Raw genomic sequence first — 24610 nt, 5'->3', positions numbered from 1 at the left:
TGTGCCAATAACGCATGTTCACCGTATGCATGCGATCAGTCACCCTGAGTGCCCGTTTAACGACACTTGGTTGATTCGTCGTCAGATCATCGACCCCGCGATACCCCTGCTTGATCCCCTGGTCGGTCAGGTCAGCCCGTGCTGCTTGGCGTAGGTGTTGGCCACGTCCTCCGGGTCCTTCTTGTCGTTGTCGACCTGGCTGTTGAGCTGGGTGAGCTGCTCGGTGGTGAGGATGTTGCCGAGCTTGGCGAGGGCCTTGCGGACCTTGTCGTCGGCCTTGCGGTCGGCGATGAGCGGGACGATGTGCTGGCTGGGGATGAGGTTCTTCGGGTCGGTCAGCACCACCCAGCCGTTGGCCGCGATGTCGGTGTCGGTGGTGAAGAGGTTCGCCACGTCCACATCGCCCTTCTTCAGGGCGCCCTTGACCAGCGGGCCGTCGGAGTCGAGCGACTTGAACTCCTTGAACTCCACGCCGTAGACGTCCTTGAGGCCGACCGCGCCGACCTGGCGCTTCTTCACCTCGGGGGCCGCGCCGATGACCAGCTTGCCGTTCTGCTTCTGCAGGTCGGCGAGGGAGGTCAGGCCGTACTTCCGCGCGGTCGCCCGGGTGACGACGAAGCAGTCGGAGTCGGCCGCCTGGCCGTACGGCAGCACCTGGAGGCCGCTGGGCATCGCCAGCGTGAGCGCGTTCTGCATGGTGCCCGGCTCCGCGGAGGTGTCCTTCGGGGCCAGGTAGTTGAGGAGGGCGCCCTGGTACTCGGGCAGCAGGTCGATGTCGCCCGCCTTGAGCGCGGGGATCACGATCTCGCGGGTGCCGAGGTTGGGGCGGACCTTCACCTTCACGCCGGCCTGCTGGAGTACGGCGGCGTAGAGGTAGCCCAGTACCTGGTTCTCGGTGAAGTTGGCGGTGCCGATGGTGACTCCGCCCTTGCTGGAGCCGCCGCCACCGGAGGAGGAGCCCTGGCTGTCGAGGGACGTGATGCCGCTCGCGCACGCGGAGAGGGCAGGGACGGACGCGGCCGCGAACAGGCCGCCGAGGAGGGTGCGTCGGTTCATGTTCTGGGTTCCCTAAACGGTTGTCTGTGTGGCCTATGCGGTGCGGTGGCGGAAGAGGAAGCGCTGGAGGGCGGAGAGCGCGAGGTCCAGGACCACGGCGACCACGGCGACCAGCACCGCGCCGCCCAGCACCTGCACGAGGTCGCGCTGGGCGAGGCCGTCGAAGACGTAGCGGCCGAGGCCGCCGAAGGAGACGTACGCGGCGATCGTGGCGGTGGCGACGACCTGGATGAGCGCGAGGCGCAGGCCCGTCATGATCAGGGGGAGCGCGAGCGGCAACTCGACCTGGAACAGGACCTGGTGGCCGCGCATGCCCTGGCCGCGCGCCGCGTCCTTCACATCCGGGTCGACGGCCGTCATGCCGGCGTAGGTGTTGGTGACGATCGCCGGGACCGCGAGGGCGACCAGGGCGACGTAGACCGGCAGCATCGACAGGCCGCCCGCCAGGAAGACCAGGACCACCAGGCCTACGGTCGGCAGGGCGCGGCCGAAGGAGGCGAGGTTGATCGCGACGAAGGCGCCCTTGCCGGTGTGGCCGATCAGCAGGCCGAGGGGGAGGCCGATCGCGGCCGCGATGAGGGTCGCGAGGAGCGAGTACTGGAGGTGCTCGGCGAGGCGGTGGGCGATGCCGTCCGAGCCGGCCCAACTCGCGCCGTTGGTCAGCCACTTGCCGAGGTTCTTGAAGAGTTCGAACATGTCAGGCTCGCCGCCTCCGCCACGGGGTCAGGACGTATTGGACGGCGACCAGCAGTGCGTCCGCGACCACCGCGAGCAGGATGGTGAGGACCACGCCCACGATCACCGGGGTCGGGAAGTTGCGCTGGAAGCCGTCGGTGAAGAGCTGGCCGAGGCCGCCGTCGCCGATGTAGGTCGCGACGGAGACCAGGGAGATCGACATGACCGTCGCGATCCGGACGCCCGCCATGATCACGGGGAGCGCGAGCGGGAACTCGACGGTGAGCAGCGTGCGCAGGGGGCGCGTGCCCATCGCCTTGGCCGCCTCCTTGGTCTTCGCGGGGACCGAGTCGAGGCCCTCGACCGTGTTCCGCAGCAGCACCACCAGGGTGTAGACCGTCAGGCCGATGACGGTCGTGGTGCGGGTCAGGCCGCTGATCGGCAGCAGGAGCACGAAGATCGCGATCGACGGGATCGTGAACAGGATGTTCGAGAAGCCGAGCAGGAAGCCGCGCAGGGGGCGGACCCGGTGCGCGATCACGGCGAGGGGGAGGGAGATCAGGACGCCGAAGAAGACTGCCGTCATGGCGGCCTGGAGGTGGGAGAGCGTCAGGCTGGTGAGGTCGTCGGTGTGGTCGCCGATCCACGACCAGTCGATGGTCATGCGGCCACCCGGGCTTCCGTGTGTGCCTGCCCTGCGTGCTCGTGGATGTCGTCGCGGGAGGTGACGCCGGTGAGGACGCCGTCCGCGTCGACGCGGGCGACCAGGCCGGCGGGGGAGGCGACGGACTCGTTGAGCGCCGAGAGCAGGGAGTCGGTGTCCTTGAGCGGCCGTACGGGGAGCTCGGTGTCCTTCGACGCCCAGTGCAGCGGCTTGTCCGCCTCGTCGAGTACGAGGGTCCAGGCGCCGCCCTCGGGGGCCGGGCCCTGCGGGACGGCCGCGAGGGTCTTCAGTGAGAGCAGCTTCAGGCCGCGCTCGGCGCCCAGGAAGTCGGCCACGAAGTCGTCGGCGGGGCGGGCGAGGAGCTCGGCGGGGGTGGCGCACTGGACCAGGTGGCCGCCGGTGCGGAAGATCGCGATCTGGTCGCCGAGCCGTACCGCCTCGTCGATGTCGTGGGTGACGAAGACGATGGTCTTGCTCAACTCCTTCTGGAGGCGCAGGAGTTCGTCCTGGAGCTGGGTGCGGACGACCGGGTCGACCGCGCCGAACGGCTCGTCCATGAGGAGCACCGGCGGGTCGGCGGCGAGTGCGCGGGCCACGCCCACGCGCTGCTGCTGGCCGCCGGAGAGCTGGTGGGGGTAGCGCTTGCCGGCCTCGGCGGTGAGGCCGACGGTCTCCAGCAGCTCGGCCGCGCGGGCCCGCGCCCTGCGGCGGCCGTGGCCGAGCAGCAGCGGCACGGTGGCGATGTTGTCGAGCACCGTGCGGTGCGGGAAGAGGCCCGACTGCTGGATGACGTACCCGATGGAGCGGCGCAGCTCGGCGGCGTCCTGCCGCGTGACGTCCTTGCCGCCGACCCGGATGGTCCCGGAGGTCGGCTCCACCATGCGGTTGATCATCCGCAGGGTGGTCGTCTTGCCGCAACCGGAGGATCCGACGAGGACCGTCACGCCCCCTTCCGGCATTTCCAGGGAGAGGTCGTGGACTGCTGTCGTGCCGTTGGGGAAGCGCTTGTGGACCGCGTCGAACTGGATCATGAGTTGTCCCTTGCCCGGCTGTATAACGTCATGCAGAGTTCTTGGTAGCTGAATAGGTTGTCAACGGGTTGGTGTTAATCCGAGGTAACGGATGACCGAAGAGCAAGATCGAGTGTCCGGATTGAGGGGAGTTTGGGGCCTTATGTCGTCTCGAATCGTGGACACGCCGGGAACGGTGTTCTCAGGGGGCACCGGTCTCGTCGTCCTCGACGGGGTCGGTCTCGGCGTCGCGGACGTCGTGCGCCTCGCCGACGGGAGCGCGCGGCCCGTCCCCGGGAGCGAGGCGATGCGGCGCGTCGAGGAGACCTGGGACGCCGCCCGGCAGATCGCCGCGACCGGGCGCGTCTACGGCCGCTCCACCGGCGTGGGCGCCAACCGGAACGAGGACGTGCCCACCGAGGCGGCCGCCGAGCACGGGCTCAGACTGCTGCGCAGCCATGCCGGCGCGATCGGCGCGGAGCTGCCCGCGCGGGAGGTGCGGGCGATGCTCGCCGTCCGCGCCAACCAGCTCCTCGCGGGCGGCGCCGGGCTCAGACCCACCGTCGTCACGGCGCTCTGCGAGGCGCTGGAGAGCGGGGCGTATCCGGTCGTCAACGAGTTCGGCTCGGTGGGTACGGGCGACATCGCGGCGCTGGCCCAGGCGGGCCTTGCGCTCGCCGGTGAGCACCCCTGGCGGGGGCCGGGAGCGCCCAAGCCGCAGCAGCTCGACAACAACGACGCGCTGGCCTTCATCAGCAGCAACGCCCTCACCCTCGGCCAGGCTGCCCTCGCCCTGCACGAACTGCGCGGGCTCGTGCAGGCCACCCAGGTCGTCGCCGCCCTCTCCCTGCTGGCCGTCGACGGCTCGCACGAGGCCTACGCCGCCCCCGTGCACGCCGCCCGCCCGCACCGGGGGTCCAGCGAGGTCGCCCGCCGGATGCGGGAGCTGATCGGCGCGGCGGACCGGCCCACCCCTCCGCTCGGCCGGATCCAGGACCCGTACGGCTTCCGCTGTCTGCCGCAGATCCACGGACCCGCGCTGGATGCGGCGGACGGCCTGGAGGAGGTCGTCGCGATCGAGATCAACGCGGCCAACGAGAACCCGCTGATCTCACCGCAGGACATGGCGGCCTACCACCACGGCGGCTTCTACCAGGCCCAACTCGCCCTCGCCCTGGACCACTTCAGGCTGGCCCTCACCCAGGTGGCCCGGCTGTCGACCTCACGCCTCTCGACGCTCAACGAGCCCGCCTTCACCCGTCTGCGGCCCTTCCTTGCCGACGAGGTGCCCGCCTCCTCGGGCGTGATGATCCTTGAATACGCCGCCGCGGCCGCCCTCGGTGATCTGCGGGCCTTCTCCGCTCCCGCCTCGCTCGGGCACGCTGTACTCTCCCGGGGCGTCGAGGAACAGGCCAGTTTCGCCTCGCTCGCCGCACGTCAGACGCTGCGCGCCTGTGGCGCGTACCGTCTCGTCGTCGGCTGCGAACTCGTCGCCGCCGTACGGGCGCTGCGCCAGCGCGACCTGCGGCCCGAACCGGACCTCCCGGTGGGCCGGGCGCTGGAGCTCGCCGAGTCGGTGCTGGCGGCAGACCTGGCCGACCGGCCGCTCACGGACGACGTGACGGCGGCGGCCGCACTGCTGGACCGGTTCACGGACATCTGGAGGGGGAGCGGGTCATGAGCACGGAGAGGGACTTGAGCGTGGTGGACAGTCCGGCGGGGCGGCTGCAGGCGCTCTTCGAGGGGCACCGGCTGACGCCGACCCAGCGGCGCATCGCGCACAGCATGGTGCGGCGGGCCGCCGACGTGCCGTTCCTGTCCAGCGTGGAGCTGGCCGAACTGGCCGGGGTCAGCCAGCCGTCCGTGACCCGCTTCGCCGTCGCCCTCGGCTTCGACGGCTACCCGGCCCTGCGCAAGCATCTGCGCGAGGTCGCGCCTGCCGAGCAGGCGGCGGAAGCGGGCTCGTACAACGAGTACCAGCAGGCCGTCGAGGCCGAGATCGAGAACCTGAAGCACCTCGCCGAGCTGCTGGCCGACCCGCGGCCCGTGCAGAAGGCGGGACGTCTGCTGGCGGCCTCCCGTCCGCTGCCCGTCCTCGGGCTGCGCGCCGCCGCCTCCCAGGCCTACGGCTTCGGCTACTTCGCCGCCAAGGTCCACCCGGACGTACGGCTGCTCAACGAGGGCGGCACGATGATCCACGATCGCATCGAGGCCGCCGTACGGGCGGGTGCGAGCGCCCTGCTGTGCTTCGCGCTGCCCCGGCATCCGCGCGAGGTCGTGGACACGCTGGCTTTCGCGAAGGAGGCCGGGCTGACGGTGGTGACGGTCGCGGACTCGGCCTTCGCCCCGGTCGCCAAGGTGTCCGACCTGCTGCTGCCCGCCGCCGTCGGCACGGGCCTGGCCTTCGACACCGCTTGCGCCCCGATGCTGCTGGGCCGGGTCCTGCTGGAGGCGATGTGCGACGACCTGCCGGACGCGCAGGCGCGGCTTGAGGAGTTCGACGCGCGGGCCGCGGCGCGGGGGCTGTTCGTCGAGTAGGCGGGCGTTTTCAGATCCCTCTCACGTTGCCTCGTTAGCGTGCGTCTCACGGATGCCGTACAGACGTGAGACGGAGGACTGACGTGGCACGCGGAGAAGGCAGGGCTCAGGGTCTGGCCCGGGTGGCCGTCGTCGTACGGGCCGGAGCCGCACCCCTGTGGTGGGCCGGGGTGTTCGCGGCGGGTGTCGGGGTGCTGGTACCGGGGGTCACGGGCCGGCGGATCGGGGTCATGGCCGGAGCGGCGCTGTTCATCGTCGCGGCGGCCGTGGTCTCGTACGCCGGCCGCAAGCGGTATGTCGAACTCGCCCGCTCGGCCGCCCGCGCGGGCAGGCACGATGTGCTCCAGGACCGCGCGGTCAGCGTGCGCAACTGGCGCCGCGGGCATCGCTGGTGGCTGCTGCTCGCGTTCGCGGTGGCGCTGGGCAGCGCGTTCGCGGTGCCTGCCGCCGGGGGCATGCTGCTCGCCGGATGCGGCACCGGGCTGCGGCTCAGGGCCGCCTGGCTCGGGCGGCGCGAACGGGCCGACGAGGCCCTGCTCTGGGTGCGTGTCGACTGGCTCGCCGCGAACGGCGGCCGCCCGGCCGGCAAGGCCGTCAAGGCGTACCGCAGCACGGGCATCGCGGCGGGCGACGCGGCCCCGGGCGGGGCGCGACGCCGCACCGCGGCGCTCGTCTAGCGGTCAGACTTCGAGATCCTCCTCGATCTTCTTCAGCTGGTGGCGGGCCATCGCCAGGTTGGACCTCTTGATGTCGAGCACCAGGTACAGGAAGAGGCCGTTGCCGCCGCGGCCGCTGATCAGGCGGATCAGGTGGTACTGGTCGGACAGGGTGATCAGGATGTCCTCGATCTGGCCCTTCAGTCCGAGGTGTTCCATCGTGCGCATTTTGGCGCGCACGACATCGGTGTTGCCGGCGGCAGCGACGTTCAGGTCGAAGCTCTTGCTGCCGCCCAGCGTGCCCAGCGCCATGCCGCTGGTGTAGTCGACGAGAGCGACGCCCGTGGCGCCCTCGATGGAGGCGAGCGCCTCTTTCAGTGCGGTTTCGGTATTGGCCATGACTCTGCTCCTGGTCCTTTCAACTTTCCGTGGTGGTACGCGCGTTGGTGGTCGTGGTGCGTGGCGCGCGCGGGGTTCTGGTCCTTGTGGCGGCCGGTTTGGGCTGCGGACCGGTCTCCGGGGCGGGCTGCGGTTTGGCTTCCCCGGCCGGCCTGGTCTGGTTCGCCGGTGTCGGACGGCTGTCGCCGAGCTCGCCGATGCGGGCGGCCGCCCGGCGGCCCTCCAGGAGGAGCCGGCCGACGTTCACACGGTCCTGGGCGAGCAGGGTCAGCACGGCAGTGCCGCCCGCCGCGTACGCAGCCACGTAGCCGTACACGCCCCGTACGAGCAGTTCGTGGAACTCGCCCTGCCCCGTCGCGTCCGCCAGCTTCACCGCTGCCCCGTGCGCGGTCCCGACGAGCGCGGCCGTGCCGTCCGGGTCGACGCCGGGGGTGTCCTGGGCGAGGACGCGCCCGTCGACGCCGGTCACAAGGGCGCCGGTGAGCTGGGGAACGCGGGCTCTCAGACGGCGCAGCTCGTCGAGAATGTGGGGGTCGGCGGACATCGGGTGTCTCCTCTCGAACCGGTCAAAGGGCCTCCAGCGCATCTCTGAGCCTCTTCAGCAGGGTGGTGTGGGGATCGGACGGCAGCTGATCGAGGGCGGTCGGCGGGGGCGGCTCGCCGCGGGCCAGGTTCGGCGGTGGAGGCTTGGGCTGTGGTTGTCTCGGCGGTGGTTGTCTCGGTTGTGGTCGTACGACCCCTGCCGCCATCAGCCGGCGCACGTCCATCAGCGTGTGGAACGCCGGGCGGCCCAGTTCGCGGGCGATGTCCGGTGCCGTGCAGGTGCCGTTCACCGCGGCCAGTACCGCCTTCTGGCGGCGGGTGAGGGCGGGGGCCGCCACGGGGTCCGCGCGGATCAGGGGAGCGCTGTCCGCCCCGGGGTCCGGCCAGATGCGGTGCAGGAGGTCCCGGCGGCGCAGCGTCTCGTGCTCCAGGGCGGCCACCGGGACCGGGTGGACCGGGCCGAGCCGGTGTGGGGTGCCGTAGCGGAAGCGGCCCGGGGTGCTGCTGGGGGCGAGGGTGAAGTACGCGGCGTCGTACAGGGCCGCCAGATGGCACAACTCCAGTGCGCCCGGCGCGAGATGACCGCCGTCGACCAGGTGGCGGCCGACGCCGCGTACTTCGCCCGCCTCCGTGAGCGCCCGCTGCCAGGCCTCGGTGGAGAGCGTGCCGTGGGCCGTGAGGAGGATGCCCAGGCCGGGTGCGGACGGGCTTTCGGCGTGCACGACCAGGCCGTCCGTGAGGTGGAGCGTGCCGCGCTCGCGGACCAGGACGCCGGTGGCACGCTCGGCGGCGAGCCGGGTCAGCATCGGTGAGACGCCGCTCCAGGCGCGCTCGCGGGCCGCCGCCTTGTCCCGTACAGGCAGCCGCGGGTGCTCGGTCATGTGGACGGCGGTCATGCCAGCACCAGCCGTTCGGCCATCTCGCCCAGCCGGATCCGGGCCAGCGCGAGGTTGCCCTCCGCACGGGCCAGCCACAGGTGCAGGAACACACTCCCGTCGAAGGAGGACCCCACGAACCGCAGCACGTGATAGCTGTCCCGGTTGCTGACGATCAGGTCCTCGACCGGCGGATCCGCGTCGGCCGCCACACCGTCGTCGGGATCGTCGTCGGGCGCGAACGCACGCTGCTCGGCGGCCAGCCGGGCGATCTCCGCGGCCTCCACCGCGGCCGTCTCCTGGTCGCCGCCCGGGGACTCCCCGACGGCGCCCAGGGCCAGCCCGCTCATCCAGTCGATCAGTGCGGCACCCCGGGCACCGGGCAGTCGCATCGCTTCGAGCAGGCACTCGTCGATTCCGGGCACCGTGGGTCCTCTCCCGCCTGACGTTCGGCTGAGTGACGCCGAAGCTACGCAACGTATGCGCGAGGGGTGAGGGATCTGGCATTTTCCGGTGGAACATGCGACGAGGGACTAGGGTGGGTCAACTCGCCTTGTTTTCAGCCCAATTGACGATCAGATCCACCGGCATGCGTCAACGGTGGTCAGGCGCACGGAGGGTGGTGAGCGAGCCCGCGTGCGCCCCTCCCGACTCGGCCACGATCTCGTCGAGGCTCTGGGGTTCCCGGACGGTCGCGAAGGCGACGCCCCCGGCGCCGTCCGGTGCGAAGCCGTAGATCCCGGGCCGGGCAAGGGAGTTGTACGCGTAGTGGTGGGCGAAGTAGTACGCGCCCGTGTCCAGCGCCGCCGCGTAGTCCCCCTGCTCCAGCAGCGGCAGCGCGCGCCCCTCCGCCAGCAGGTCGCCCGAGAAACAGGCTGGCCCGGCGACGTCCTGCACGACCGCCGGCCCCTCCTTGGGGCGCCCCTTCCCGTCGTACGCGGCGATCCTGAGCGGCCAGGCCCCCGGCGCATACACCGTCCGCGCCGCCACCTGCACGCCCGCGTGCGTGACCGCGACCGGGCGGCCGCCCGCGCTCTTGGCGTACTCCACCCGCGCCACCACCGTCCCGTGCTTGGCCAGCAGCGACCGCCCGAACTCGGTCACCAGCCCGTACCGCCCGCCGAACAGCCCCGGCACCGCCTCGCTCAGCAGTCGCGCATACTGCGCATACGTCGGCGTCGTCTCGTCCGAGCCGAAGTTCACCGGCAGCCCGCCGCCGATGTCGAGGGTGTCGATCTGCCGCCGCCCGAGCCGCCCGTTGATCTCCTCGGCGAGCGCGTACGTCTCGGCGACGCCCTGCGCCATCAGCGAGAGCGGGACGCCCTGGGACCCGGTGTGCGCATGCAGCCGTGTCAGCCACGGGCGGTCCGCATACGCCCGTACGACCCACTCGCGCGCCCCCTCGTCCCGCAGCGCCACCCCGAACTTCGAGGTCGCCGTCGCGGTCGACGTCGCCTCGATGGAACCCCCGCCGACCTGCGGGTTCACCCGGATCCCGAGGGGGGAGCGGCTGGTCGCCGACCGCATGAGCCCGTCGATGCGGTCCAGCTCCTGCGGATTGTCCGCGTTGACGGCAATCCCCAGCGCCAGCGCCTCGCGCAGCTCGGCCGGCGTCTTCGCGGGCGAGTCCAGGACCGTACGGTTCGGCGGCACCCCCGCGGCCCGCGCCAGCGCCAGTTCGCCCGGGCTCGCGACCTCCGCGCCGATCCCCTCCGCGTGCAGCAGCCGCAGCACCGGCACCAGCGGGGTCGCCTTCACCGCGAAGGCGTGCAGCACGGGCGTGCCGGGTGCGACGACCGCGTCGAACGCCGCCTGCAGCTCGGCGGCCGCCTCCCGGATGCCGGTGACGTCGAGCAGCCCCACGATGGGGGTGGCGGGCCCCAGCAGCCCCTGTTCCACGGCGGCCCGCACCGCGTCGTCCCGCCGGGCCGCCCGCACGGCCCCGTCGTCCCCGTGTATGCCGTTCACGCCGTCCCCGTTCTCCGCTGTCCGCGCCTGTACATCCAGCCAAACATCTGCGGCGGGCCGATGCTGGCCCACGGATGTATTGACTAGTTCTATTCAGGACGCCAGGATGTGAATAGACGCAGTAACAGTCACTGGGAGCAAATCCGCATAGGAGGCAGACCATGTCAGGACCCCGCCCCGTACGAGCGCCGCGCGGTACGGAACTGAGCGCCCTGGGATGGCAGCAGGAAGCCGCACTGCGGATGCTGCAGAACAACCTCGACCCGGAGGTCGCCGAGCACCCCGACAAGCTCGTCGTCTACGGCGGCACGGGCAAGGCGGCCCGCGACTGGCGCTCCTTCGACGCGATGGTGCGGACGCTGCAGACCCTGAAGCAGGACGAGACCATGCTGGTCCAGTCCGGCCGCCCGGTCGGCGTCATGCAGACCCACGAATGGGCCCCGCGCGTCCTCATCGCCAACTCCAACCTCGTCGGCGACTGGGCCAACTGGGAGGAGTTCCGCCGCCTGGAGGCCCTCGGCCTGACCATGTACGGCCAGATGACCGCCGGCTCCTGGATCTACATCGGCACCCAGGGCATCCTCCAGGGCACCTACGAGACCTTCTCCGCCGTCGCCGCGAAGAAGTTCAACGGCACGCTGGCGGGAACCATTACGTTGACGGCCGGTCTCGGCGGCATGGGCGGTGCCCAGCCGCTCGCAGTGACCATGAACGACGGCGTCGCCATCTGTATCGACTGCGACCCGCGCGCCATCGAGCGCCGCATCGAGCACCGCTACCTGGACGTCAGGGCCGACAACCTGGAGCACGCCCTCCAGCTCGCGGTCGAGGCCCGCGACGCTCGCCGCCCGCTCTCCATCGGCCTGCTGGGCAACGCCGCCGAACTGCTGCCGCGCATGCTCGCCGAGAGCGCCCCCATCGACATCGTCACCGACCAGACCTCCGCCCACGACCCGCTGTCGTACCTGCCGCTCGGCATCGACTTCGACGACATGGCGGACGCGGCGGCCAAGGACCCGGCCGGCTTCACCACCCGGGCCCGTGAGTCCATGGCCAAGCACGTCGAGGCGATGGTCGGCTTCATGGACGCCGGTGCCGAGGTCTTCGACTACGGCAACTCGATCCGCGGCGAGGCCCAACTCGCCGGGTACGAGCGGGCGTTCGCCTTCCCGGGCTTCGTCCCCGCGTACATCCGTCCGCTCTTCTGCGAGGGCAAGGGCCCCTTCCGCTGGGCTGCCCTGTCGGGCGAGGCGTCCGACATCGCCAAGACCGACAAGGCGATCCTGGACCTCTTCCCGGAGAACGAGTCCCTGGCCCGCTGGATCAAGATGGCGGGGGAGCGGGTCCACTTCCAGGGCCTGCCCGCCCGTATCTGCTGGCTCGGCTACGGCGAGCGGGACAAGGCGGGCGAGCGGTTCAACGACATGGTGGCTTCCGGTGAGCTTGCGGCGCCGCTGGCCATCGGGCGCGACCACCTCGACTGCGGTTCCGTCGCCTCGCCCTACCGCGAGACCGAGGCCATGCTCGACGGGTCGGACGCGATCGCCGACTGGCCGCTGCTGAACGCCATGGTCAACGTGGCTTCCGGTGCGTCGTGGGTCTCCATTCACCATGGCGGTGGTGTCGGTATGGGGCGGTCCATCCATGCCGGGCAGGTGTCGGTGGCCGACGGTACGAAGCTGGCCGGCGAGAAGATCCGGCGGGTCCTCACCAACGACCCCGGTATGGGCGTCATCCGGCATGTGGACGCCGGGTACGACATCGCGGAGTCCGTTGCCGGTGAGCGGGGTGTGCGGGTTCCTATGCGCGAGGGGGACGAAGCGTGAGGCAGTCTGAGGGCGGGCACGGCAACTCTTCGGTGGGGGCCGAGGTCTCGTCGCCGACTGCGGGTTCGGCTGTGCCCACCCGTTCCGCCCTGCGGAACGACTGCCCACAGCCTGGACGGTCTGACGCCCCACAGCCTGGACGGTCCGAGGCCTCGGCGCCTGCCGGTGGCAACTCGTTCCACTCCATGTGGCGTGAGCTGCTTCCCATCGGGCAGCACCCCGACTCCCACGGCTACCGCCGTTTCGCCTGGACCGGGGCCGACACCGAATGTCGGGCCTGGTTCAAGGAGCAGGCCGAGGCCCGCGGGCTGACCTGCGAGGTGGACCGCAACGGCAACCAGTGGGCCTGGCTCGGGGATCCGGCCGCCGGGGACGCCGTCGTCACGGGGTCGCACCTCGACTCCGTGCCCGACGGGGGTGCCTTCGACGGCCCCCTCGGTGTCGTGTCCTCCTTCGCCGCGCTCGATGAACTCCGCGGCAGGAACGCACAGTTCAGCAAGCCCCTCGCCATCGTCAACTTCGGCGACGAGGAGGGCGCCCGGTTCGGGCTCGCCTGCGTGGGGTCGCGGCTCACCGCCGGGCAGCTCACCGTCGAGAACGCCCACAAGCTGACCGACGGGGACGGGATCAGCCTGCCCCGGGCCATGGAGGCCGCCGGATACGACCCCGACGCCATCGGCGCGGACCCGGAGCGGCTCGCCCGCATCGGCGCCTTCGTCGAGCTGCACGTCGAGCAGGGGCGGGCCCTGGACCTGTCCGGCGACCGGGTCGGCATCGCCAGTGCCATCTGGCCGCACGGGCGCTGGCGGTTCGACTTCCGGGGCGAGGCCAACCACGCCGGCACGACCCGTCTCGTCGACCGGCGCGACCCCATGCTGTCGTACGCCGAGACCGTGCTCGCCGCCCGCCGGGAGGCCGAACTCGCCGGTGCCGTCGCCACCTTCGGCAAGATCGCCGTCGAGCCGAACGGTGTCAACGCCATTCCGTCGCTCGTGCGCGGCTGGCTCGACTCCCGCGCCGCCGACCAGGAGAGCCTGGACGCCGTGGTCGGCGGGGTCGAGAAGGCCGCCCGTGAGTACGCCGCCGCACACGGCGTCGACCTCGATGTCGTCCGTGAGTCCTTCACGCCCGTCGTCGAATTCGACCACGCCCTGCGTGACGAACTGGCCCGCATCCTGGGCAAGGACACGGAGCTGAAGGTCCCCGTCCTGGGCACCGGTGCCGGACACGACGCCGGAATCCTCTCCGGGAGCATCCCGACCGCCATGCTGTTCGTGCGCAACCCCACAGGCGTCTCGCACTCCCCGGCCGAGTTCGCCGCCGAGGACGACTGCCTGGCCGGGGTGCTCGCACTCGCCGACGTACTGGAAGGGCTGGCCTGCAGGTGACGCACCCCCACACGCGGACGTACTGGCTGGAGCACGCCTGGCTCGACACCCATGTCGAGCCGGGGGTGGCCGTCGAGGTCCTCGACGGCCGCATCACCGCCGTCCGCACGGACGTGCCCACCCCGCCCCCCGGCGCCGAGATCCTGCGCGGACTGACGCTCCCGGGCCTGGCGAACGCCCACTCGCACGCCTTCCACCGCGCCCTGCGCGGCACCGTCCAGGTGGGCTCCGGCACCTTCTGGACCTGGCGCGAGGTCATGTACTCGTTCGCGGACCGGCTGACACCGGAGACGTACCACGCGCTCGCCCGCGCGGTGTACGCCGAGATGGCCCTGGCGGGTGTCACCTCCGTCGGCGAGTTCCACTACGTGCACCATGCACCCGGCGGCACCCCGTACGCCGACCCCAACGCCATGGGCGAGGCCCTCATCGCGGCCGCCGCCGACGCCGGCATCCGTATCACCCTCCTCGACACCGTGTACCTCTCCTCCGGGATGTCGGACAAGCGCGGTGGCGAGCCGCCCAACACCCACCAGCTGCGCTTCTCCGACGGCAGCGCGGAGGCCTGGGCAGAACGCTGTTCAGTTCTCAAGGAACGGGATCACGCACGGATCGGGGCGGCGATCCACTCCGTACGGGCCGTGCCCGCCGACCAGTTGGCGACCGTGGCGCGCTGGGCCGAGGAGCGGCGGGCCCCGCTCCATGTGCACCTGTCCGAGCAGACCGCCGAGAACGACGCCTGCCAGGAGATCCACGGCTGCACCCCGACACAGCTCCTCGCCCTGCACGGGGTGCTCGGGCCGCGCACCACCGGCGTCCACAACACCCACCTCACCGCCGAGGACATCTCCCTCATCGGCGGCTCCGGCACCGGCACCTGCATGTGCCCGACGACCGAGCGGGACCTCGCGGACGGCATCGGGCCGGCCGTCGCCCTGCAGAACGAGGGCTCCCCGCTCTCCCTCGGCTCCGACAGCCACGCCGTCATCGACCTGCTCGAAGAGGCACGCGCGATGGAGCTCAACGAGCGCCTGCACACCCGCACCCGCGGCCACTGGACCGCCGCCGCCCTGCTGCGCGCCGCCTCCGCCGACGGTCACGTGGCCCTCGGCTGGGACGAGGCGGGCACCATCGAGGAAGGCGCCCTCGCCGACCTCACGACGATCGCGCTCGACTCCGTCAGGACGGCAGGCCCGCTGCCCAGGCTCGGCGCCGAGACCGCCGTATTCGCCGCGACGGCAGCGGACGTACGGCACACGATCGTGGGCGGGCGGCACGTCGTACGCGACGGCGCGCACGCGCTCGTACCGGATGTGCCGCAGGCCCTCGCCGCAGCCGTAGAAGCCCTGCGCGGCTGAGACCACCCACCGAAGCCCACGAGGACACGACGATGAGCAGCAGCACCGTCATCACCAACATCGCCACGCTGGTCACCAACGACCCCTCCCTCGGTGACGGCTCTCCCCTCGGCCTGATCCAGGACGCGGCCGTCGTCATCGACGGCGACCGCATCGCGTGGACCGGTGAATCAAGCAAAGCACCCGCCACTGACAATCGGGTCGACGCCGGCGGCCGGGCGGTCCTCCCCGGCTTCGTCGACTCCCACTCCCACCTGGTCTTCGCGGGCGACCGGACGCAGGAGTTCAACGCCCGTATGTCCGGGCGGTCGTACAGCGCGGGCGGCATCCGCACGACGGTGGCGGCGACCCGCGCGGCCACGGACGCCGAACTGGAGGCCAACCTCACCCGTTACCTCACCGAGGCGCTCCGCCAGGGCACGACGACCTTCGAGACGAAGTCCGGCTACGGCCTGACCACCGAGGACGAATCCCGCGCCCTGCGCATCGCCGCCGCCCACACCGACGAGGTCACCTACCTCGGCGCCCACATCGTCTCCCCCGACTACGCCGACGACCCCGCCGCCTACGTCGCCCTCGTCACCGGCGAGATGCTCGACGCCTGTGCCCCGTACGCCCGTTGGATCGACGTCTTCTGCGAGAAGGGCGCCTTCGACGGCGACCAGGCCCGCGCGATCCTGACGGCGGGCAAGGCCAAGGGCCTGCATCCCCGTGTCCACGCCAACCAGCTGTCTTACGGCCCAGGTGTGCAGCTCGCGGTCGAGCTCGACGCCGCCAGCGCCGACCACTGCACGCACCTGACGGACGCGGACGTCGACGCCCTCGCCCACAGCCGTACGGTCGCCACCCTCCTCCCCGGCGCCGAGTTCTCCACCCGCGCCGAGTGGCCGGACGCCCGCCGCCTCCTGGCCGCCGGCGTCACGGTCGCCCTCTCCACCGACTGCAACCCGGGCTCGTCCTTCACCTCCTCCGTCCCCTTCTGCATCGCCCTCGCGGTGCGGGACATGGGGATGACCCCGGACGAGGCGGTGTGGTCGGCCACGGCTGGCGGGGCGGCGGCACTGCGGCGCGACGACGTCGGCCGCCTGAGCACCGGCGCATACGCGGACCTGATCACCCTCGACGCGCCCAGCCATGTGCACCTTGCCTATCGGCCGGGAGTGCCGCTGGTCACGGACGTGTGGCGGCGGGGCGTTCGCCAAGGCTGAGCCAGAGGCTCACCGCGCCCCCGCCCGCCACCGCTGCTCCCCACCCCCGCTCAACGGCTCCAGCGACAGCCCGTCGCCGTCGCCCCCGTCGCCCCCACCGTTCGGAGTCACCGCCGTCTCGATGGCGATCGCCGGCCTGATCACACCGTCCGGATCCACGGTGAACCTCAGGTTCTGGCCGTTGCCGCCGTACACCGAGCTGCATTCCCAGATGCCCACGCCCCTGTCCACATTGCCCCGGCTGTCCAGGCAGAAGTCCGGGTCGGCGTACGACTGCACGACCCCGCGCGCGGAGTCGACCCGCCAGCGCTGGGTGCGTGAGGAGGAGCAGGGTGCCGTCACCACGTCCGTGCCCTTCTGGAAGTCGCCGTCGCGGACGTCCAGGCACAGGCCCGAACTCACATTGACCACCTGGGCGTACGTGCCGTTCGGGGCGTGCGTGGGGGAGGGCTTGGGGGACGGCCGTGCCGACTTCGAAGCCGACTTCGAAGGGGAGGGGCTTTTCGGATGAGTCCGGGTCGGGGTGGGGGACGGGGACGGGGACGGTGACCTGTTCGTCGCCGAGGGCAAGGGGATGGCCGACAGCGTCGGCGTCGGCGCCGTACCGACCGCTCCTGCCGCCTGCTCCGACGGCGAGGACGACGGACCGCCCTGCGAGAGCAGGAAGATCAGCAGTGGGGTCAGGGCCACCCCGAGGGCGACCGAGGTCAGCAGGACGCGCTGGGACAGTGGCCAAGTCGCGGGGATGGAAAGGGCCTTGGGGCGTGTGGGCGACTTGGCGCGTGGGGCGGACCTGGGGCGTGGGGAGGCCGCGTCGCGTGTGGCGTATGCCGTGCCCGCCCATGGCAGCAGGCCCTCGGCGAGTGCGGTGCGCGGGGCGTCGCGGAGGGCGGACAGCTCCTCGTAGGCCGCGGTGCAGTGGGCGCAGTGCACCATGTGGGCGCGAAGGTCCGTGCTGGTGCGCGGGTTGTCGGGGCGTACCGCCTCCCCGATGAGCCGGCCGAAGTTGCCGCAGCGGGGGTCCTCCGAGGCGGCCAGGCGGGTGCGCAGACAGGTCTGGCCCATGGTCTGGAGGGCGGCGGCGGTCTCGTGGGCGACGTCCTCGGGGGTCAGGCCGAGCAGGACGGCCGTCCGTGCTGTCGGCTCCCGCTCCACCATGCCGTACCAGAGCAGGCCCTGTGCCCTGGACGGGAGGGCTTGGTAGGCGGCCAGCATGGGTGGGGTGGGGATGTCGGGGGCCGTCGTGCTCAGGACGGGCAGCAGGTCGGGGGCGAGGCCGCCCGCCCGCTCGTCGGTCGCCCAGGCTGCCGCCAACTGGGCTGTCAGCAGCAGGAGTTGGAGCCGTAGCGGGACAAGTGGCTCGGTGCCGCGGGCCGTCTGGCGGGCCGCCAGGGTGAAGGTCTGCGCGGCCAGTTGGGCGGCGGCGGAGTCACTCGTCGTGCACAGGCGGGCGTAGGCGAGGACCGCGGGCTGGTGGCGCGTGCGGACTTCTTGGAGGGCCGGGTAGGCGGTGGGGGTGCTGGTGCGCAGCAGTTCGACGAGGCGTGCGTCGGATGTGTTTGCGTGAATCCCACCGCCGGTCTCGGGGATCCCGCCTCCGGTCTCGACGCCGCTGCCCGTACCGTCGGCCCGAGCCATCGCCACCCGCCTCCTTGCACTCTTGCTGCCCGCCCGGAGCTCTGGCGTACCGGCGGGTATGGGGGCCCATAGTGATGGATGTAAACCTCTGGGGAAAGAGTTTCTGTGGGTAACCCAGGGAAAGCCTGAGCGCGGTGTGCCCGGCAGTCAGCCGGGCGCACCGCGCTCAGAAACGCTCAGAAACGGTCACTGGAAGACCGGAGGAGGTGTCACTCCTCGAGTGTCAGCCCCTTGCGCAACCGCACCAGCGTCCGCGACAGCAGCCGCGACACATGCATCTGTGAGATCCCGAGCTCGTCGCCTATCTCCGACTGGGTCAGACCCGCGACGAAGCGCAGCGAGAGGATCTTCCGGTCCCGGGGCGGGAGTTCGGCGATCAGCGGCTTCAACGACTCGACGTACTCGATGCCTTCGAGCCCGTGGTCCTCGTACCCGATCCGGTCCGCGAGCGCGCCCTCGGCGTCGTCCTCCTCGGGCTGGGCGTCCAGCGAGGAGGCGGTGTACGCGTTCGACGCCGCCATGCCCTCGACGACCTCGTCCTTGGAGAGGTCGAGGCGCTCCGCGAGCTCCGCCACGGTCGGCGCCCGGTCGAGTTTCTGGGCCAGTTCGTCGCCGGCCTTGGCCAGGTCGAGCCTGAGCTCCTGCAGCCTGCGCGGCACGCGCACGGACCATGAGGTGTCGCGGAAGAAGCGCTTGATCTCGCCGACGATGGTCGGCATCGCGAACGTGGGGAACTCGACACCCCGGGCCAGCTCGAACCGGTCGATCGCCTTGATCAGGCCGATCGTGCCGACCTGGATGATGTCCTCCATCGGCTCGCTGCGCGAGCGGAAGCGGGAGGCGGCGAACTTGACCAGCGCGAGGTTGAGTTCGACGAGGGTGTTACGGACGTACGAGTATTCGTGCGTGCCTTCCTCGAGGGACTCCAGCCGCGTGAAGAGGGTCTTGGAGAGCGCTCGCGCGTCCACCGGTCCCACTTCGTCGTACGGGGGGATCTCCGGAAGGCCTGCCAGCCCGGTGAGCCCGGCAACTGCCTCTGGGTCGCTGCTCTCGATGTGCTCGATGCTCTCGATGGGATCCAGATGTTCCGGAGGGGATGCCGACGTCGCCTCCTGGGTATGCGATGCGTCGAGCCGGGGTGACATGATGTCCTCCATCGTTCTCGGCATATGGCTGCCGATGCCATTGCGTGCACTGCGGTGTGCGGCGCCTCCAAAGCCGGCCGTGTCGGTTACGTATCCCTACTAGCCCTACCCGCTTTACCACGCCCGCCGCAAGTGCGTTCCGTGTGGTTATGTCCGTTTATGGGCGGTTGTTCGGGTGTCGGAGAGTGTGAGGAAGGCGTAGTGTTCGAGGGCGTGAGTCAGCAGCCACGACGTCGGGAGAAAGACGGCATGGACCGCGGGACGGTCGGCAAGGCACAGTCTGGCCGGCTACTGGTGGAGGTCAGGGAAGAGGGCTCCAGCGCCGTCGTGACCCCGGTGGGTGAGTTGGATCACCACACCGCCGATCTGTTGCGTGAGCCACTCGAGGAATGCCTCGCCAAGGGGTTCAGCCGCCTGGTGGTGGACTGCTCGCGGCTGGAATTCTGCGACTCCACCGGACTCAATGTGCTGCTCGGCGCGCGACTCAAGGCGGAGGCCGCGGGGGGCGGGGTGCATCTCGCGGGGATGCAGCCCGTGGTGGCGCGCGTCTTCGAGATCACCGGGGCGGAAGCGGTCTTCACCGTCCATGACACGCTCGCGGCGGCCCTGGCCGACGAGGCGGGCTGAGCGGCGAGCCCGCCGCTGCCCCTGTGTGATGCCTCAATCACCTCTGTGTGACCGGCACTTTCCGGGCGTCACGCCGTCCGTGCGGAACAGGGGGGTGTTCGTCCGGTTCGGTCGGGCAGGAGACATCCTGAACCTGTCGGCGCTACGGCGACGGATCCGCCCTCGGGCTACGTACTGACGCTTGACGCTTGAACGACTCTTGAATCTTGAACTGGTGAATCGGTGAATCGGTGAGGTGAAGCGCTGATGAGCACCACCCGGCCTTACTCGCCGGGCGACCGCGGCCCGGAGTCCAGCGGCGCTTCCGGGGCGTCCGAGGGGGACGCGGCCGCGTCGTCGGCTGCGCCCGGGTCGTCCAGGGGCGGCCAGGTCCGCAGGCTGAACTTCGACGGCGAGAGCGGCGTCGTCCCGCTCGCCCGCGACTTCACCCGCCAGGCGCTGTACGCGTGGGGCTGGCTGCCCGCCGCCACGGCCGACCAGCGGGCCGCCGCCGAGGACGTACTGCTGGTCGTCTCCGAACTGGTCACCAACGCCTGTCTGCATGCGGAGGGCCCGGACGACCTGTGGATCGCCTGCGACAACAAGGTGATCCGCATCGAGGTCTCCGACAAGGGCTCGGGCCAGCCGGCACCCCGCACCCCGCACCGCGCGGGCCGCCCCGGCGGGCACGGCATGTTCATCGTGCAGCGGCTGTGCCTGGACTGGGGCGTCGTACGGACGCCGGGAGTGGCCGGCAAGACCGTGTGGGCGGAGCTGGGCGCACCCGCGTAATTCGCTTGGCCGTGCCGGAGGTGCTGCGGCGGTACGGGCTGCCGGAGGTGCTGAGCATGGCTTGACCCTCGGTTACCGCGGGTCACCCTCTCCATCACAACCCCCTCCCGTGCGCGCCGGATCCCCACAACTCCGGCGTGCACCGTGTCTTCCCTCCTCAAGACCCCGGGCGTACCTTGACGGCCGAATCTGATGTGCCGTCAGGAAGTTGAAGAGGAACTCGAAGAGGGAGCGGAACCGTGTCGTACCGGAAACGAACCGCCGCGCTCGCGTCCGCCGCAGCCCTGGCCGGCTCGGCGGTGCTGCTCGCCGCCCCCGCAGCCGAGGCCAAGGTCGTCGACGTCAACTACCAGTGCAAGACGCCGATCGGGAACAAGAGTGCCGTCTCGCCCATCGACATCAAGGGCGTCAAGAGCGGCAGCGGCTACCGGCTCACCATGTCGTGGCAGAAGGGCGTCTCCTCCAGTCCGGTCGAACTGGGCAAGGGAGCGATGAACCCGAGCGCCACCATCAAACTGGGCGGCGCCGACAGCGGCACCGTGTCCGTCTCCGGCCCCGCCAACCAGGCGGCGATTCCGGCCAACACCCCGATCAAGATCAACGACTTGACGGGCACCTACACCCCGAAGAAGACGGGCAGCGTCACCTTCACCCCGGGCATCCTCACCATCAAGGCGCTCGGTACGACGACCACCTGCACACCGTCGAACAACCCGGGACCGGCGCTCACCCTCTCCGTGACGGCCGCGAGTGGCTCCGCCGGCAACAGCCAGAGCGGCTCCGGTGCCTCCCTTCCGCAGACCGGCCCCGACGATTCCGCGATCGCGCTGGGCACGCTCGGCGGCACGGTGCTGCTCACCGGAGCGGCGGGGGCGCTGTGGCTGACCCGGCGGAACCAGGTGCCCCGCTAGGACTGCCGCGATGGGTCGTCTGTTGTCTGCGGCTTCGTCGTGGCTGGTCGCGCAGTTCCCCGCGCCCCTTACGGGGCGCTGCCCACCGCCGACTTACGACCACTGGAGCCGCCGGATGCCATCTGCTGCCCGTGTTCTGCTTGTGTCCCTGTTGCTGGTGATGACCGCCGCCCCGGCTGCCTCGGCCGCAGATGGCTGGTCGCTCGTGCCCTCCGGCGGCGGGCGTCCGTCCTTCTACGCCGAGGGCGCGCCCGGGGCGGTTCTGCAGGACACGGTGTCCGTGGTCAATCGGACTGGGCGGGCGGTCACGGTGCGGCTGAGCGGCACCGGCATCCCGGTCACCTTCGCGGCGGGCCGGGTACGGGTGCCCGCCCGCACCCGCGCCGACGTCCCCTTCACGGTGAGCGCGCGCGACGACCGCGCGGGCGAGATCGTCGCCCGCGACCAGGACGGCCGCAAGGCCACGGTCCCGGTCCGTCTGCGGGTGGGCGGACCGGCGCTGTCCGCGCTGACCGTCGAGCACGTCGCCATGAGCGGCCACAGCATCACATACGACCTGGTCAACCGCGGTACGACCACCCTCGTACCGCGCCTCGCCGTGCACGCGGACGGTGTCTTCGGCCCGGTCCTCGACCGCCCTTCGCGCACCCTGCCGATCCGCCTCGCCCCCGGCCGCCGCCTGCAACTCACCGAGCCGTGGCCGGACCGCCCCGCCCTGGACACCGTCGACGTACGGCTGACCGTGACGGCGGCGGGCGGCGCGCACGACTCGGCCGGGGCGTCGGCGCGGTTCGTGCCGTGGGGTGCGGTGGCGGGGATCGCGGGTGCGGTGGCGGCAGGGGGTGCGCTGCTTCTCGTACGACGTCGCAGGCGCCGTACGACCGATGACGAGGCGCTCGAACCCCCGCGTACGGAAGTCGAGTTGACGGGAGCGGTGACGTGAACGGCAAGCTGCGGATCACGGCGTTGCTGGGAGTGCTCGCGCTGCTCCTGCTGCCCCTGACGGCGGGGACGGCGACGGCGGACGGGCCCACCGTGAAACTCTCCAGGTCCCAGGCCGGTACCGGCGGTTCGGTCACCGTCAGCGGGAGCGGCTGGCGTTCGCACGCCCTGCTGATGATGCTGGTCTGCGGACAGTCGACGCCGTCCCGGGGCGTGATCGGCGGCACCAACTCCTGCGCCAACGCGGACGGAAGGGCCGTCACCACCGACGCCAAGGGCTCCTTCAGCAAGAAGCTGCCGGTCGCCGAACCGCCGGTGCCGTGCCCGTGCGTGGTGCACGTGGCGACCGTCGAGGGCACGAAGGCGCAGGCGGACGCGGTCTTCCAGGTGGCCGGGCACGCCGTGGAACCGCTTCCCGCCGAACCGTCCGGCGGGCGTCTGTCGGTCCTCACGGACGTCCGGCTAGACGGATCGAGCGGCCTGCTCACCTGGTTCGGTGCTCCGCCCTCGCGCACCCTCGTCCTCACCGTCGGCAACGCCGGTACGACCGCGATCAAGAACCCGGTCTTCCAACTCGGCACCTCCCACGGCGTGTTCGCCCCGCAGTGGGAGGACCAGCAGTGGCGCGGCACCATCGCGCCCGGCAAGAGGGCGCAGATCGAGCTCCCCGTCGAACTCACGGCGGGCGCGCACGGCGACTACACCGTCTCCCTCAAGTACGACGGGAAGGTCCTCGCCGAGCAGCCCTGGGGCGTGGGCCGCCCCTGGGGCGTGACCCTGTTCTGGCTCCTGGTCTGCCTGGTCGTGCCGGCCGCGGTGTTCCGCGCCGGGATGGCCGTCGTGGACCGGGTACGGCCGCGCCGCGCCGGCGGGCTCAGGCATCGCGGGCTGCGCCTGCCCGAACTCGCCCTGCACATGCCCAAGTTCAGCACCCGGGCGGCAGAAGCGCCCGCCTCCACTTCGACCCTGCCGTGGTTCACCCCGGACTCCGATCCGGGCACGGCCGGTCGGCTCTCCGCACCGCACGACGACAGCCCGACGAGTCCTACGACTCCCACGAGTCCTACGACTCCCACCAGGAAAGGACCCCCGTGAGAAAGCGCAGGAGAGTCACACCGGTCGGCAGCGGCAGCGGCAGCGGCAGAGCGGGTGCGGCGGGCGCCGCGCTGGTACTGGGCTCGGCAGGCGTCCTGCTGGGCCTGGCCGCCGCCCCCGCGCAGGCCGCGGAGGTGTCGTTCGCGACGCACTGCGTGCCGCCCGCGGGCATCACCCCCGTCGACGGCACCACGAAGGTCGAGATCACCGCGCCGGCCACGGCGAAGGTGGGCGACACGGTGGACGTCGTATGGAAGTTCGTCCAGGCCGCCTCCAAGAACCCCGACATCATCGACCTGCCCGCCAACTCGGTCCAGCCGTCCGGGGTGCTCAAGGCGGCGGGTGCGCAGGCGGCCGCCATTGCGATGCAGGGGGCGCGGGAGAACCCGGCCATCCCCAAGGGCGGCGCCATGGTCCTGTCCGACATGAAGGGCACCCTGAAGCTGACGACACCGGGCGAGGTGACGCTCACCCCGGACGCATACACCGTCAACGCCATGTCGACGGACACCAAGTGCACGCCGACCCAGACGGTGCAGAAGGCGGCGACCATCGAGGTGTCGCCGGGCGACGGAAGCTCGTCGAGCACGACACCGGACCCGACGGACTCGGCGTCGCAGTCGGCCTCGCCCTCAGCCTCCGCCTCGGACACGGCGACCGCGTCGGCCTCCGCGTCCGCCAGTGACGGCACCGGCAGCGACCAGACCGACTTCACCGGCAAGGAAGTCGACATCCCCTACACCTGCCAGTCGCCCATCGGCGAGAAGAAGGCGACCTCGCCCATCCAGATCGACGCCAAGAAGAACGGCGGCAGTTTCGACCTCACCGTGCAGTTCAAGAAGTCCGTGATGGACAGCCCGGCCGACATCCCGAAGGGCTCGGTCAAGCCGTCGATGGAGGTGGTCCTGGGCGGCGCCGACAAGGGCACGGTGCACGTCGAGGGCCCGACGAACTCCAAGGAGATCAAGTCCGGCGACCCCATCGAGATCCCCGACCTGACGGGCACCTACAAGCCGGGCGCGGACGGCAAGTCGACCTTGTCGCCGGGCGTCCTCACCATCAACGCCCTCGGTACGACCACAACCTGCAAGCCCGACAAGACAGAGGTCTCCCTGACCCTGGACACGACGCAGCAGGCGAGCGGGGCGTCGGGTGGTTCGTCGTCGTCCTCGTCGTCGAGCGGAGGCTTGGCGGAGACGGGTTCGGATGATCACGGTGCGCTGAAGGCCTTGGGCCTGGTGGCCGGTACGGCGGTGTTGTTGGGCGCGGGCGTGTTCACGTTCCTGCCAGGCCGCAGGGTCCGGTAACCGTCCTGTT

Annotated in this window: 24 protein-coding genes; 13 read left to right on the top strand and 11 right to left on the bottom strand. The window is 71.2% G+C overall.

Annotated elements, in window-relative coordinates:
• Nucleotides 1-126: 126 nt before the first annotated feature.
• The 4 genes from P2Q00_RS16345 to P2Q00_RS16330 are packed head-to-tail and all read right to left on the bottom strand — an operon-like array spanning nt 127 to nt 3426.
• Nucleotides 127-1056 carry an ABC transporter substrate-binding protein gene (locus P2Q00_RS16345; protein ID WP_275773252.1) on the bottom strand — a complete coding sequence of 310 codons (930 nt, stop codon included), beginning with the start codon at nt 1054-1056 and terminating at the stop codon, nt 127-129.
• 33 nt (nt 1057-1089) lie between these two features.
• Complete coding sequence (locus tag P2Q00_RS16340) at nt 1090-1752, bottom strand: ABC transporter permease (RefSeq protein ID WP_275773251.1); 663 nt, start codon at nt 1750-1752, stop codon at nt 1090-1092.
• Nucleotide 1753: 1 nt separating this feature from the next.
• Nucleotides 1754-2395, bottom strand: a complete 642-nt coding sequence (locus P2Q00_RS16335) for an ABC transporter permease (RefSeq protein ID WP_275773250.1) — start codon at nt 2393-2395, stop codon at nt 1754-1756.
• Nucleotides 2392-3426, bottom strand: coding sequence for an ABC transporter ATP-binding protein (locus tag P2Q00_RS16330; protein ID WP_275773249.1), 1035 nt, complete (start codon nt 3424-3426; stop codon nt 2392-2394). The genes P2Q00_RS16335 and P2Q00_RS16330 overlap by 4 nt, the downstream gene beginning before the upstream one ends.
• Nucleotides 3427-3568: 142 nt before the next feature.
• Between P2Q00_RS16330 and P2Q00_RS16325 the strand changes: the two genes are divergently transcribed.
• The 3 genes from P2Q00_RS16325 to P2Q00_RS16315 all read left to right on the top strand — a co-directional run bounded on the left by P2Q00_RS16325 (nt 3569) and on the right by P2Q00_RS16315 (nt 6620).
• The gene (locus P2Q00_RS16325; protein WP_275773248.1) at nt 3569-5086 is read left to right on the top strand and encodes an aromatic amino acid ammonia-lyase; all 1518 of its coding nucleotides are present in this window, start codon (nt 3569-3571) and stop codon (nt 5084-5086) included.
• Nucleotides 5083-5943 (top strand): MurR/RpiR family transcriptional regulator, encoded by an 861-nt coding sequence (locus P2Q00_RS16320; protein WP_275773247.1) that lies wholly within the window; start codon nt 5083-5085, stop codon nt 5941-5943. Before P2Q00_RS16325 ends, P2Q00_RS16320 begins: the two co-directional genes overlap by 4 nt.
• 83 nt (nt 5944-6026) lie before the next feature.
• Nucleotides 6027-6620, top strand: a complete 594-nt coding sequence (locus tag P2Q00_RS16315; protein ID WP_275773246.1) for a hypothetical protein — start codon at nt 6027-6029, stop codon at nt 6618-6620.
• A 3-nt stretch (nt 6621-6623) separates the two neighbouring features.
• On the opposite strand, the gene P2Q00_RS16310 is transcribed toward P2Q00_RS16315, so the two are convergent.
• The 5 genes from P2Q00_RS16310 to P2Q00_RS16290 form a co-directional block, all read right to left on the bottom strand.
• Entirely contained in the window at nt 6624-6998 is a 375-nt protein-coding gene (locus tag P2Q00_RS16310) for a roadblock/LC7 domain-containing protein (protein WP_275773245.1), read from the bottom strand.
• A 19-nt stretch (nt 6999-7017) separates the two neighbouring features.
• Complete coding sequence (locus P2Q00_RS16305) at nt 7018-7542, bottom strand: roadblock/LC7 domain-containing protein (RefSeq protein ID WP_275773244.1); 525 nt, start codon at nt 7540-7542, stop codon at nt 7018-7020.
• Between the two features lie 22 nt (nt 7543-7564).
• On the bottom strand, nt 7565-8437 hold the full coding sequence (locus tag P2Q00_RS16300) for a transcriptional regulator (protein WP_275773243.1): 873 nt from the start codon (nt 8435-8437) through the stop codon (nt 7565-7567).
• Nucleotides 8434-8841, bottom strand: coding sequence for a hypothetical protein (locus P2Q00_RS16295; protein WP_275773242.1), 408 nt, complete (start codon nt 8839-8841; stop codon nt 8434-8436). The genes P2Q00_RS16300 and P2Q00_RS16295 overlap by 4 nt, the downstream gene beginning before the upstream one ends.
• A 169-nt stretch (nt 8842-9010) precedes the next feature.
• Complete coding sequence (locus P2Q00_RS16290) at nt 9011-10384, bottom strand: type III PLP-dependent enzyme domain-containing protein (protein ID WP_275773241.1); 1374 nt, start codon at nt 10382-10384, stop codon at nt 9011-9013.
• Between the two features lie 161 nt (nt 10385-10545).
• Between P2Q00_RS16290 and hutU the strand changes: the two genes are divergently transcribed.
• The 4 genes from hutU to hutI all read left to right on the top strand — a co-directional run bounded on the left by hutU (nt 10546) and on the right by hutI (nt 16164).
• Nucleotides 10546-12210, top strand: coding sequence for a urocanate hydratase (hutU, locus tag P2Q00_RS16285; protein ID WP_275773240.1), 1665 nt, complete (start codon nt 10546-10548; stop codon nt 12208-12210).
• A 185-nt stretch (nt 12211-12395) separates the two neighbouring features.
• Entirely contained in the window at nt 12396-13598 is a 1203-nt protein-coding gene (locus tag P2Q00_RS16280) for an allantoate amidohydrolase (protein ID WP_275773239.1), read from the top strand.
• A complete protein-coding gene (locus tag P2Q00_RS16275) occupies nt 13595-14956 on the top strand; it encodes a formimidoylglutamate deiminase (RefSeq protein WP_275773238.1) in 1362 nt (453 codons plus the stop codon). Before P2Q00_RS16280 ends, P2Q00_RS16275 begins: the two co-directional genes overlap by 4 nt.
• Before the next feature lie 32 nt (nt 14957-14988).
• Complete coding sequence (hutI, locus tag P2Q00_RS16270) at nt 14989-16164, top strand: imidazolonepropionase (protein ID WP_275773237.1); 1176 nt, start codon at nt 14989-14991, stop codon at nt 16162-16164.
• A gap of 9 nt (nt 16165-16173) precedes the next feature.
• Here the strand turns inward: hutI and P2Q00_RS16265 are convergent, their stop codons facing one another.
• The gene (locus tag P2Q00_RS16265; protein WP_275773236.1) at nt 16174-17802 is read right to left on the bottom strand and encodes a ricin-type beta-trefoil lectin domain protein; all 1629 of its coding nucleotides are present in this window, start codon (nt 17800-17802) and stop codon (nt 16174-16176) included.
• 209 nt (nt 17803-18011) lie between these two features.
• The gene (locus tag P2Q00_RS16260) at nt 18012-18959 is read right to left on the bottom strand and encodes an RNA polymerase sigma factor SigF (protein ID WP_275773235.1); all 948 of its coding nucleotides are present in this window, start codon (nt 18957-18959) and stop codon (nt 18012-18014) included.
• A 237-nt stretch (nt 18960-19196) separates the two neighbouring features.
• Between P2Q00_RS16260 and P2Q00_RS16255 the strand changes: the two genes are divergently transcribed.
• The 6 genes from P2Q00_RS16255 to P2Q00_RS16230 all read left to right on the top strand — a co-directional run bounded on the left by P2Q00_RS16255 (nt 19197) and on the right by P2Q00_RS16230 (nt 24600).
• Nucleotides 19197-19574: an STAS domain-containing protein gene (locus tag P2Q00_RS16255; RefSeq protein ID WP_275773593.1), complete on the top strand. Its 378-nt coding sequence runs from the start codon at nt 19197-19199 to the stop codon at nt 19572-19574.
• A 246-nt stretch (nt 19575-19820) separates the two neighbouring features.
• Nucleotides 19821-20345: an ATP-binding protein gene (locus tag P2Q00_RS16250; protein ID WP_275773234.1), complete on the top strand. Its 525-nt coding sequence runs from the start codon at nt 19821-19823 to the stop codon at nt 20343-20345.
• Nucleotides 20346-20584: 239 nt separating this feature from the next.
• Nucleotides 20585-21256 carry an LPXTG cell wall anchor domain-containing protein gene (locus tag P2Q00_RS16245; RefSeq protein ID WP_275773233.1) on the top strand — a complete coding sequence of 224 codons (672 nt, stop codon included), beginning with the start codon at nt 20585-20587 and terminating at the stop codon, nt 21254-21256.
• A gap of 115 nt (nt 21257-21371) precedes the next feature.
• Nucleotides 21372-22199 (top strand): hypothetical protein, encoded by an 828-nt coding sequence (locus tag P2Q00_RS16240; RefSeq protein ID WP_275773232.1) that lies wholly within the window; start codon nt 21372-21374, stop codon nt 22197-22199.
• Nucleotides 22196-23293, top strand: coding sequence for a hypothetical protein (locus P2Q00_RS16235; RefSeq protein WP_275773231.1), 1098 nt, complete (start codon nt 22196-22198; stop codon nt 23291-23293). The genes P2Q00_RS16240 and P2Q00_RS16235 overlap by 4 nt, the downstream gene beginning before the upstream one ends.
• Nucleotides 23290-24600: a hypothetical protein gene (locus tag P2Q00_RS16230; protein ID WP_275773230.1), complete on the top strand. Its 1311-nt coding sequence runs from the start codon at nt 23290-23292 to the stop codon at nt 24598-24600. Before P2Q00_RS16235 ends, P2Q00_RS16230 begins: the two co-directional genes overlap by 4 nt.
• Nucleotides 24601-24610 lie beyond the last annotated feature (10 nt).

This window comes from Streptomyces coacervatus (assembly GCF_029223485.1).
GTDB lineage: Bacteria > Actinomycetota > Actinomycetes > Streptomycetales > Streptomycetaceae > Streptomyces > Streptomyces coacervatus.
The sequence above is the reverse complement of the archived record's forward strand: the minus strand, read 5'-3'. Positions and strand labels throughout refer to the sequence as shown.